This is a genomic window from Metabacillus niabensis (assembly GCF_902829255.1).
Lineage (GTDB): Bacteria > Bacillota > Bacilli > Bacillales > Bacillaceae > Metabacillus > Metabacillus niabensis.
Map to the genome: position 1 here is coordinate 1 of NZ_CADEPK010000402.1, position 6,350 is coordinate 6,350.

Here is a 6,350-nt window from a genome sequence, read left to right on the forward strand (position 1 = left end):
CTTCATTTCCTCGGCTTTTTATGTCACTAAGCTACTGAATCTTTTGTATAATTGGCTGCTGCTTAGTAGGATTCTGTTCTATGAATAGATTGTTATAAAACAAATATGGGAGATGCGATTATCTCTAGTAAACCATCTCACTTAAAGGGGAAAATTCAACATATCTATAAAAAAAGCTTGGATTGAAAATTTCAACCCAAGCTTTTCTTCTTTATTTAAATCTAGTTCCACTTTTAAAGCTAGAAGTAGATTTCCTCAGACTCACCATTTAACGCTTTTGGATTTCCTCCATTAATAGCTTGTTCACCATAGGAGGGTTTGCTTGTCCTTTTGTTGCCTTCATAATTTGACCTACAAGGAAACCGATCGCTTTTTGCTTTCCGTTTTTAAAGTCTTCAACAGACTGTGGATTCGCATCTAATGCTTCTGTTACAAACTTACGTAACGTTTCATCGTCGGAAATTTGGACAAGTCCTTTTTCCTTAACGATTTTTTCTGCGTCTCCACCGTTTTCAACAAGCTCTTTAAATACTTGTTTCGCAATTTTTGAAGAGATCGTTCCATTTTCAATCAATTTAATCATGCCAGCTAAGCCTTCAGGAGTTAATGCAACATCACCTAGCTCTTTACCTTCAGCATTTAAATAGCCTGATAGCTCACCCATAATCCAGTTTGATGCTTGCTTTGCTTCAGCACCAGAACTAAGTGTTTGTTCAAAGAAGTCAGACATTTCCTTTGTCATCGTAAGAACTTGAGCATCATACTCTGGTAAGCCTAATTCTTCAACATAACGTTTTCTGCGCTGATCTGGAAGCTCAGGAATCTCTGCACGAATTCTAGCCTTCCACTCGTCATCAATATACAGTTCAACAAGGTCTGGCTCAGGGAAATAGCGATAATCATCAGAGCCTTCCTTCACACGCATAAGAATCGTCTTTTTCGTCGCTTCATCATAACGGCGTGTCTCTTGATCAATCGTTCCACCAGAACGAAGGATTTTCTCCTGACGCTTTTGCTCGTATTCTAATCCCTTTTGGACAAAGGCAAAGGAGTTTAGATTTTTCAATTCTGTTTTTGTTCCGAATTCCTTTTGTCCAACTGGGCGTAGTGAAATATTCGCATCACAACGAAGAGATCCCTCTTCCATCTTACAATCAGATACTTCGGTGTATTGAATAATTGCTTTTAATTTCTCCAAGTAAGCATATGCCTCTTCAGGTGTACGAATATCTGGCTCAGATACGATTTCAATTAATGGTGTCCCTTGACGGTTTAAATCGACTAGTGAATAGCCATCATTCGTATGGATAAGCTTTCCTGCATCCTCTTCCATATGAATCCGAGTAATGCCGATCCGCTTCTTCTCACCATTTACTTCAATATCAATCCAGCCGTTTTCTCCAATCGGTTTATCAAACTGAGAAATTTGATATGCCTTTGGATTATCTGGGTAAAAATAGTTTTTACGGTCAAATTTTGTTTCAGTAGCCACTTCACAGTTTAATGCCATACATGCCTTCATCGCAAAATCGACGACCTTTTTGTTTAGCACTGGAAGCACACCAGGATAGCCTAGCTCTACTACCGTTGTATTTGTATTTGGCTCAGCACCGAAATGGTTTGGTGCACTTGAGAAGATCTTCGAGTCTGTTTTAAGCTCTACGTGGACTTCAAGTCCTATGACTGTTTCATATTCCATTGTTTTTCTCACCCCTTACAGTTCAGGTTTTGCTTTATGATGGTCTGTTGCTTGCTCAAATGCATGTGCAACGCGGTAAATCGTGCTTTCGTCAAAATGCTTTCCGATAATTTGCAATCCTAATGGCAGCCCGTTTGATTGGCCACATGGGACAGATATTCCTGGGACACCTGCAAGGTTTACTGGGATTGTCAAAATATCATTTGCATACATTGTTAATGGGTCTTTGATATTTTCCCCAATTTTAAAGGCTGGCGTTGGTGTTGTTGGTCCGATAATGACATCATAGTTTTCAAAAACATCTTCAAAGTCTTTTTTAATTAATGTACGAACCTTTTGTGCCTTCTTATAGTAAGCATCATAATAGCCAGAGCTTAACGCAAATGTTCCGAGCATAATCCGGCGCTTTACTTCATTACCAAAACCCTCTGCACGGCTTTGCATATATAAATCTAGTAAGTTTTCTGCATTATCTGTTCGATAGCCATAACGTACACCGTCAAAACGGGAAAGGTTAGCAGATGCTTCAGATGATGACAGTAGATAATAAGTAGCAAGAGCATATTTAGAGTGTGGCAGGGAAACCTCTTCCCATGTTGCTCCAAGACCCTCAAGAACCTTTAGCGCGTCTAAAACAGATTGCTTTACTTCTTCCGCTACACCTTCACCTAAATATTCCTTCGGTACAGCAATCTTCAAGCCTTTCACATCACCTGTTAAAGCTGAAAGGAAATCTGGCACTTCTACATTAGCAGAGGTTGAATCCATTTCATCAACACCAGAAATAGCTTGTAAAAGGAAGGCGTTATCTTCAACATTACGTGTTATCGGTCCAATTTGGTCTAATGAAGATGCAAATGCAACTAAACCAAAACGTGATACACGACCATATGTAGGCTTTAATCCTACTACACCACAAAACGATGCTGGCTGACGAATCGATCCGCCTGTATCTGATCCTAATGAGAATGGTACCTCACCTGCTGCAACTGCTGCCGCTGAACCACCGCTTGATCCACCTGGTACTCTTTCTAAGTCCCATGGATTTTTTGTAAGCTTGAAGCCAGAGTTTTCATTTGAAGAACCCATCGCAAACTCGTCCATATTAAGTTTCCCGATCGTAACTGCCTCTGCTTGCTGCAGACGTTGGACGACTGTTGCATCATAGATCGGATCAAAGTTTTCAAGAATTTTACTTGCACACGTTGTTCGCAAGCCTTTTGTTACGATATTATCCTTTACACCAATCGGCATTCCGAATAATAATCCAAATTCGTCACGACTACCTAATGCATCATCTAATTCCTTTGCATATGCACGTGCTTTTTCCTCATTAAGGGTCAAAAACGCTCCCACTTTATCGTCTACTTCATGAATCCGCTTATACGACTCATCAACTAAGTCAGAAACAGATACTTCTTTTTTATGTAATAAATCTTTTAATTCAGATATTTTCTGATCAAAGAGTGCCATGCTTGTCCCTCCTCTATTCTAAAATTGATGGTACACGAATATATCCATCGATATGGTCTGGAGCATTTTTTACAACCTCTTCATTATCCAAGCCTTTTTTCGGTATATCTTCTCTCATGATATTTTTCATATCTAATACATGTGATGTTGGCTTTACATTTTCTGTATCAACCTCGTTAAGGAGCTCAGCAAATGTAATAATCGCGTCTAGCTGATTTGTCATAACCTCAGCTTCTTCTTCTGTTATAGCCAAACGTGCTAGGTTTGCTACGTGCTTTACTTGCTCTGTCGTAATTCTTGACATGACTTTCACCTCCACAAAATCGTACGTTCACAATACTCTGATGATACCAAAAATAAGGCTATTTAATCAACACGAAGTAAGAAAAGCGAAAACTCCTTTGTTAACTCTTTTCAAAAATAAAAATTATACAGAAAACAGAGCAAAACCGCCAGCTCCTAAACTAGCGGTCATGTCTATTCGATTTCAATTCTAGTAGGTCTTCTTTTTCTAAAGCTAATTTCTAAAAGTCCATTCCGATAAACTGCCTTCATTTGCTTTTTTAAGACATGCTCTGGTATGTGTACCCTTCTAACACCGCCAAGATTTCGCGGTGGTTGCTTCTGTTCCTTTACGTTAATGATAAGGTCATTGCCGCGCATTTCTACATGAATATCATTCTTTGGTACCCCCGGCAGCTCAGCGATTACCGTATATTGCTCATCCGTTTCATTTATATTTACTAAAAAGCTTGGAGATTGCTGTTTAAACATATCATCGATTGAATCTAATAGTGTTCGCTTTGGACGGCTTCGAAAAAAATCATTCATCATGTTCAATGGATCACTCATAGCGTACACCCCTTATGTTTTTAGATGATATTATCCTATGTTCACATCCTGATTTTTGCCTAGGCGCTTCATTTTCTTATTTCTAGAGCATGAAAAGCGAAGAAATCAATGAAAATGGATATAATCTAAATAGCAGGATGAGGCTTTTAATAATGAAAGGATTTGATCTTTTGGAAACAAAGGTTATGTTAAATGATCGGCTTTTTTTAGTGAATGAGTTTAAAGAAAGTACCTCAAAAAATGGTGATATCATAAGCTTTACCTTCGAAGTAAAAAGCGAGGATTACCACGATGTAACGACATTATTATACGAAGGGAAATTTCTTGTAGAACTTCCTGAAAAGGATGAAAAATTCACCGGAACGATTCAAGAGTACTCAACCTCTGTAACAAATTTATATGAATTCGGAAATGTTGGTGTCTTTAAATTGAGTTTGCTTAAGGAAAACTAACTCTTACCATATCAAATAATGCTTGGGTTATATCATGTATAACCCAAGCATTTTTGTGTTCCTATGATTTTCTTAGTTCTTCTTTGTAGCTCTCAAATTCCTTTTGCACTTCTTCTGAAGGGCCCTTTTCAATTAAGCTAACGATGACAATGGCAAGACAGGAAAAGATAAAGCCTGGTGCTAGCTCGTATAAGTCAAAAATTCCACCTTTAAGATTAGACCATACGATAACTGTTACAGCACCGACAATCATTCCAGCTAACGCACCATTTCTCGTCATTCGTTTCCAGAATAAGCTGATGACAATTAGAGGACCGAACGCTGCCCCAAAGCCTGCCCAAGCATAGCTTACTAATTCTAAAACCTTACTATCTCGATCATACCCTAAGAAGATCGCAATAATCGCAATGGCAAGACAGGCGATTCTGCCAACAATCATTTCTTCCTTTTGCGTCGCATTTCGTTTAAATAGCTGCTTATAGAAATCCTGTGCCAACGCACTTGAAGCAACAATTAATTGTGAATCAACTGTACTCATAATCGCAGCAAGAATCGCGGCTAATAAAAATCCTGAAACCCATGGATTAAACAATACTTGAGAGATCATGATAAACACAGTTTCAGAGTTTTTAAGCGGAGCATCTGCAAAATAGGCGATACCGGTAAATCCGATAAAAATAGCTCCAAATAGTGAAATAATCATCCATGTCATCCCGATTAAGCGTGCTTTTGGGATTTCCTTTGTCGATTTTATCCCCATAAAGCGAACAATAATATGTGGCTGACCAAAATAGCCAAGACCCCACGCAAGTAGTGATACTACGCCTATAAAGGTTGCACCATTATTGACATTCAGATAAGATGGATCAATATTTCCAATTTTTTGTAACATTTCTCCCCAACCGCCTAGTTCATAAATAACAACGATCGGTATAATAATTAGAGCTAATAGCATAAGAATTCCTTGCACAAAGTCAGTCCAGCTGGCAGCTAAAAATCCACCAAACAACGTATAGGATAAAATAACCGCACACCCAACCCATAAGGCAAGCCGATAATCCATATTAAATGAGCTTTCTAAAAGAATGGCCCCACCTACAAGACTTGATGATGTGTAAAAAGTGAAGAATACTAGAATGACAATTGCTGAAACAACGCGTAAAAGCTTTGATTTATCATGGAATCGATTTTCAAAATAGTCTGGAATCGTAATCGCATCATTGGCTAACTCCGTGTAAACTCTAAACCGCTTCGCAACAAATTGCCAATTTAAATACGCACCTATTGATAAGCCAATCGCAATCCATATTCCTCCCATACCACTTACATACATAGCACCTGGTAAACCTAGCATGAGCCAGCCGCTCATATCTGATGCTCCTGCACTTAAGGCAGCAACTCCAGCACTTAGTCGTCTTCCACCTAGCACATAATCATTTAAATTACTTGTCAGTTTTGTCGCAACTACACCTATCGCGCCCATTCCAATTAAGTAGACGATAATCGCTGTAAGCTGGGCATAATTAATATCCATTTTTGTTTAACCACTCCTTTTTTCCGTAAAATATGTGATGACAGATAATACAATCAACAATGGCATCGGTATGAGTAGCCAGCACCATGTTGCTACTGTTAGTTCCATTTAATCACCCCCTAAAAAAGTTGTTAACAAAACCTTATGCAGGCTTATGCAATTTCATGATGATAAAAAACATAGACTCATAGATTGACCGGTGAAGAAAGTCCTTAATAACCGTAACACAATCTGACAAGTTCATCAAATAGACATAATTAATCACGTACCGCAAAATGAATAAACATACACAAAAACGTATCTTTTTTCTCTTATATGTTCAAATAGATTATATCTATTC

Annotated in this window: 6 protein-coding genes; 1 reads left to right on the top strand and 5 read right to left on the bottom strand. The window is 38.4% G+C overall.

The window, feature by feature from the left end; genetic code table 11:
- Positions 1–268 precede the first annotated feature (268 nt).
- From gatB to HU235_RS22610, 4 genes are all read right to left on the bottom strand, one after another.
- Positions 269–1,699 carry an Asp-tRNA(Asn)/Glu-tRNA(Gln) amidotransferase subunit GatB gene (gatB, locus tag HU235_RS22595; RefSeq protein WP_174881671.1) on the bottom strand — a complete coding sequence of 477 codons (1,431 nt, stop codon included), beginning with the start codon at positions 1,697–1,699 and terminating at the stop codon, positions 269–271.
- A gap of 15 nt (positions 1,700–1,714) precedes the next feature.
- Positions 1,715–3,172 carry an Asp-tRNA(Asn)/Glu-tRNA(Gln) amidotransferase subunit GatA gene (gene gatA / locus HU235_RS22600; RefSeq protein WP_174881672.1) on the bottom strand — a complete coding sequence of 486 codons (1,458 nt, stop codon included), beginning with the start codon at positions 3,170–3,172 and terminating at the stop codon, positions 1,715–1,717.
- 13 nt (positions 3,173–3,185) lie between these two features.
- Positions 3,186–3,476, bottom strand: a complete 291-nt coding sequence (gene gatC, locus HU235_RS22605) for an Asp-tRNA(Asn)/Glu-tRNA(Gln) amidotransferase subunit GatC (protein WP_095302746.1) — start codon at positions 3,474–3,476, stop codon at positions 3,186–3,188.
- A gap of 173 nt (positions 3,477–3,649) precedes the next feature.
- Positions 3,650–4,024, bottom strand: coding sequence for an Hsp20/alpha crystallin family protein (locus tag HU235_RS22610; RefSeq protein WP_174881673.1), 375 nt, complete (start codon positions 4,022–4,024; stop codon positions 3,650–3,652).
- 152 nt (positions 4,025–4,176) lie between these two features.
- On the opposite strand from HU235_RS22610, the gene HU235_RS22615 reads away from it, so the two are divergent.
- Positions 4,177–4,476: a DUF3219 family protein gene (locus HU235_RS22615; RefSeq protein WP_233452380.1), complete on the top strand. Its 300-nt coding sequence runs from the start codon at positions 4,177–4,179 to the stop codon at positions 4,474–4,476.
- Between the two features lie 61 nt (positions 4,477–4,537).
- Here the strand turns inward: HU235_RS22615 and putP are convergent, their stop codons facing one another.
- Positions 4,538–6,010, bottom strand: coding sequence for a sodium/proline symporter PutP (putP, locus tag HU235_RS22620; protein WP_145581965.1), 1,473 nt, complete (start codon positions 6,008–6,010; stop codon positions 4,538–4,540).
- Between the last annotated feature and the right edge of the window lie 340 nt (positions 6,011–6,350).